General features: G+C 52.3%; 6 protein-coding genes. 1 reads left to right on the top strand and 5 read right to left on the bottom strand.

What is annotated here, in order from left to right; genetic code table 11:
- Positions 1-11: 11 nt before the first annotated feature.
- The 3 genes from ACEW8P_RS01780 to ACEW8P_RS01770 all read right to left on the bottom strand — a co-directional run bounded on the left by ACEW8P_RS01780 (position 12) and on the right by ACEW8P_RS01770 (position 2,285).
- A complete protein-coding gene (locus ACEW8P_RS01780; RefSeq protein WP_373511398.1) occupies positions 12-362 on the bottom strand; it encodes a type II toxin-antitoxin system HigA family antitoxin in 351 nt (116 codons plus the stop codon).
- A gap of 289 nt (positions 363-651) precedes the next feature.
- Positions 652-1,314, bottom strand: coding sequence for an alpha/beta hydrolase (locus tag ACEW8P_RS01775; RefSeq protein ID WP_373511397.1), 663 nt, complete (start codon positions 1,312-1,314; stop codon positions 652-654).
- A 95-nt stretch (positions 1,315-1,409) separates the two neighbouring features.
- Positions 1,410-2,285 (bottom strand): diacylglycerol kinase family protein, encoded by an 876-nt coding sequence (locus ACEW8P_RS01770; RefSeq protein ID WP_373511396.1) that lies wholly within the window; start codon positions 2,283-2,285, stop codon positions 1,410-1,412.
- A gap of 278 nt (positions 2,286-2,563) precedes the next feature.
- Here ACEW8P_RS01770 and ACEW8P_RS01765 point away from each other — a divergent pair, with 278 nt between their 5' ends.
- Positions 2,564-2,995, top strand: coding sequence for a DUF4440 domain-containing protein (locus ACEW8P_RS01765; protein ID WP_373511395.1), 432 nt, complete (start codon positions 2,564-2,566; stop codon positions 2,993-2,995).
- A 30-nt stretch (positions 2,996-3,025) separates the two neighbouring features.
- Here the strand turns inward: ACEW8P_RS01765 and ACEW8P_RS01760 are convergent, their stop codons facing one another.
- Positions 3,026-3,574: a hypothetical protein gene (locus ACEW8P_RS01760; RefSeq protein ID WP_373511394.1), complete on the bottom strand. Its 549-nt coding sequence runs from the start codon at positions 3,572-3,574 to the stop codon at positions 3,026-3,028.
- A gap of 47 nt (positions 3,575-3,621) precedes the next feature.
- Positions 3,622-4,420 (bottom strand): methylmalonyl Co-A mutase-associated GTPase MeaB (gene meaB / locus ACEW8P_RS01755; protein WP_373511393.1); only part of this gene is annotated, 799 nt, incomplete at its 5' end.

Raw genomic sequence — 4,420 nt, 5'->3', positions numbered from 1 at the left:
ACGGCAACAAATCAACTGGGAATCAGAAAATTAGCCGGAATCCCTAGCCCCTTGCTCAAACTCCGGATCATTGTCACGGTGAGTTCCTGCTTGTAGTTGAGTACATTGTAGATCTTGGACTTGTCACCGATGAAGGGAATGAGGTCGCCCTGTTTGAGGTTTTCCTGTTCCATTTTGTATTTTAAAAAAGCAATGGGGTCGCCGGGCTGCATTGGTATCTGCACTGCTTCGTACGCCTCTACCAACGTGGCGAGCATATCCATTTCCTGCGCTTCCGCTGGGTCTTTGGAAAGTTTTTCCATCAAATCCCAGATTCGGCTGAGGGCCATTTTATAATGTTTTTCGTTTTGCAAACTATCCATTGTACTTGATTTTGGTGACGTCGATGCGGTCGTATTCTTGGTGGGTGCCAAGCCACGGGAGCCCTCGTTGCGCGGAGCGTCCTTTGGACAATCCGCACCAAATATGAAAGGCCGTCTGTGACGGCTCGCATCCTACTTTCCCCGATGCCGCCCGGCCTTTCCCCTGGCGGGACATATACGAAAGACTGGAAATGGGGCATCCGACGGACAATACATTTTGGAGGTGTATGTATAGGATCTCGGCAGAGAAAACTACAAAAAACAGCGGGCGGCAGTTACCTTTTCAAAACTACCCCAAGTTCTCGGCAAACTCCTTCATCAGCACCTGCTGGTCAATGGCGTGGCCACCTCGATATTCTAAAATATTCATAAAAGGCAATTCTGTTCGCAGCTTTTCCAGGTACTCCGCTGGGTTCAACTGATTCAGGTATTCATCCTTATTTCCGTACACGAAGTGCGTGTCTTGCGATGGTAGTTTTTTCTTATCGACCAGTTCGAGAATGCCGTTGGCAAAATAGCCGCCCCACAGAATCAGCCGATCGCAGTGTAATTCGGTTTGATCGATCCAGCGGCAGGCCGTAGCGGTACCCTGCGAAAAACCCAGCACGGTGATGCGGACGTTTTCCGGGGAATACTTCCCAAAAATCGTTTTCTGGACGCTTTCGAGATAATTCACGTAGTCGTCGATTTCGGGCACTCTGTCTTCGCGCGTCATCCAACTTGCCCCTACGCGCTCCGAATGATTGCCCAAGTAAAACCGCGACAGTGCTTCGGGTGCCACAATGAGGGTTTCGCCATCCTGAATTTTCTCGAATTTTCGAATAAAGTACTCCGCCAACTGTCCGTAACCGTGCAGCACGAACCACACCCGGCGCGTACGTTCGCTTATTTCGCCCAAAGTAAAGTACCGGGCCGTGCGAGTAATGGCAATCGAGTGGCTGGTGGCTTTCAAGTTTTTGAAGGATTGAAGGGTTGAAGGGAAAATCGGCGCACCTAGTCCTCTACTCCTTTAACTTAAAGAACTTTGTGCCTTTGAAACTTACACCTTTATCCTCTAATCAATAAGCTCTGCGGTACGATTCCGACCTCGATGCGGTTGGTTTCCAATTGCCAGGGTTCGCCGTCGTAGTGGACGAGAGCCGGGCGGTCAGTTTCGACGCTTATTTTCGTCAGCGACTGGTAAGAAATGTAAGTGGAGGTTTTCAGATTTTTGGTAAATAGTTGAAAAGCCAGAGCCGTGCCGAACCACTTGGGAAAAGGGGCCACGGTACATACCTCCAGCAGACCATCGGCCAGGTCGGCGTGGGGGGCCACCCAGGCGTTGTTGCCAAACTGTCCGGCGTTGGCGAAGCTCATTGAAAACACTTCGGCTTCTTTGCCTTCAATTCTGATTTTTTGCGGCAGGTAGTCGAGGTAAGCTTTCATGGATATCTTCACATAAGTATCCCAGCCGCGTTGGCTTTGCTGACCAAAAACATGGCTCACGTGGGCGTCAAAACCCAAGCCGGCTACGCAGAAAAAGGGCTGAAAATTGAGCGTGGCGCTGTCGATGGTCGTCGGAGCACTTTTCCAGAGGTGGTCCAGGGCCGCTGGCAGCGTTAGCGGAATGCCCAGGTGCCGCGCCAGGCCGTTGCCCGACCCCAGCGGCAGAATACCCAGAGCGGTGTCGGAATGCAGTAGGGCCCGCGCTACTTCGTTGACCGTGCCATCGCCGCCCACTGCCACCACGGTGCCGAACTCTTTGCTGGCCGAGGCCACCGCCGCCAATTCCGTGGCGTGGCCTTTGGCTTCCGTGACGACGCACTGTGCTTCGTGTCCAGCCTCCTTTGCATTTTGCTCCAGCAAAGCCACCATCTGCCCGGCCTCCCGGCCTAAAGTAGTACCGGAATTGGGATTGATCACGAACAGAAAGGACTCACGCACTATGATTTTAGGAAAAAAAGAGGAAAAGTAGCAGGATGAAGACGATGATGAACAGGTAGTACAGCCCGTCAACGAACGGATACTGCTGCCGATCTACTTTTTTGAAAAGGTTTCTGAACATAGTTAGCGGGTTAGGTACGCCGCAGCGGGAGGCGCTCCTCCGGCCTGGTGGCGTTATTAGGCTGTTAGGTAGTATATTCGCTTTTTTGCAATGAGTACCAAGACCTTCTCACACGACTACTCAACCTTTCCTTTGACCACAAAATTCCGTAAAATAGATGAGAAACGCCACGTTGACCTGTTTGCTTCTGCTTACCGCCACGACCTTGATGGCCCAATCCCGCCAAGACAGGCAGACGATCCTGGCTACCCTCGACCGTCAGACTGCCGACTGGAACGCCGGAAATATCGACGCTTTCATGAATGGCTACTGGGAGTCTGATTCGCTGATGTTCGTGGGCAAAAACGGTGTGACCTACGGCTACCAAAACACCTACCAGGGTTACCTGAAGCGCTATCCCGACCGCGCCACGATGGGAACGCTGAAGTTCGACATCCTGCATCTTTCTTTTCCAGGCAAAGGCGTGGCCTTTATAGTTGGAAAGTGGCACCTTACTCGCCCCGAAGCGGGCGATGTGGGCGGACATTATACTTTGCTTTGGCGGAAAATGAAAGGAAAGTGGGTGATCGTATGCGACCACACCAGCTAGTACGTCCCTTTGTAAGAAAATTTCTACAAGTTACAGCCGCTTAAAGCTGACGGTAACCTTGTGTACCTTACCATCATTCAGCGTAGCATCTGATGTCAAGGTCATGGTGCTATTGTCCACGGCGAGATCCGCACTGGTAGACTGGCCGCTGGTGGTCAGCACCAGCATATTGTTTTCGCTCTTCCAGGTCGTCGCACTCCCAATTCCGATCAAGCCCGTCAACTGATCCTTGGTGGCCTTGCATTCATCGGGGGCAGTCGCACTGACCGTCTTATCTGCCTTAAACTCAAGGGCAATTTTTTGGGGGCAAGTATCACCAAACAAAGCGAGAGCAGCTATATAATCAACAATAGGAATGCCATTTAAGACTAATACTGGGTCCAACTTAATCGCCGTAATCTGCCAGCTCCCCTGAACCGGGTCTTTGGGTTCGGCATCCTTGTCTTTGTTACAGGCCGCCATGCTCAGCAGGCCAAAGACGAGTAGGTAGTACAGGACGCGGGAAATCGTTGGCGTAGTTTTCATAAAAAGTGAGTAAAGAGGAGGAAAATAGTAACTGAGGCCCAGCCTCGTAGGCAACAACGCATTTTTGCAAAAAAAAGTGCCGATGCCAGGCAGAAAAACGATCAGTCGTTGAAAAAAATATGCAGCAACCGCTGCGCCGCCTGCATGGGCAACTCGGTACCATCCCGCACGGCTTGCTCGGTATCGTCCCATTTCTGCGAGATTCCGGCGTGGTTTCTAAATCGCTCTTCCAGTTGCTGATGGAGGTAGTTTCGCAGCCAATCCACGTTCTGGTTCTGGCGATTTTTTTTAAAAAATCCGTTAGCCTGAGTCGTAGTTTGGTACTGAATCACTATTTCCCAGAGTTCCTGAATTCCCTGGTTTTCAAGCGCCGAGCAAGTGACGACCGGAATAGTCCATCCCGATTCAGCCGCCGGAAAAAGGTGTAGCGCATTCTGGTACTCGCTCACGGCTTGCTCAGCCGACACGCGATTGGCCCCGTCGGCCTTGGTGATGGCGATAGCATCGGCCATTTCCATGATGCCTTTTTTAATACCCTGCAACTCGTCGCCCGCGCCCGCCAGCATTAGTAGTAGAAAGAAGTCGGTCATCCCGCGCACCAGCGTTTCGGACTGGCCAACACCCACGGTTTCGACTAAAATGACTTCGTAGCCCGCCGCTTCGCAGAGCAGCATCGCTTCGCGCGTCCGTTCGGCCACGCCACCCAGCGAGCCGCCCGTAGCCGAAGGACGAATGTAAGCCAGCGGATGATGGGAAAGCCCTTCCATGCGCGTTTTGTCGCCCAGAATACTGCCGCCCGACCGCTGACTGCTGGGGTCCACCGTCAGCACGGCTAGCGACTTGTCCAGCGAGGTGATGTATTGCCCGAAAGCTTCAATGAACGTACTTTTTCCCACGCCC

This window comes from Persicitalea sp. (assembly GCF_041751555.1).
In the GTDB taxonomy this organism is placed as follows: domain Bacteria; phylum Bacteroidota; class Bacteroidia; order Cytophagales; family Spirosomataceae; genus Persicitalea.
The sequence above is the reverse complement of the archived record's forward strand: the minus strand, read 5'-3'. Positions and strand labels throughout refer to the sequence as shown.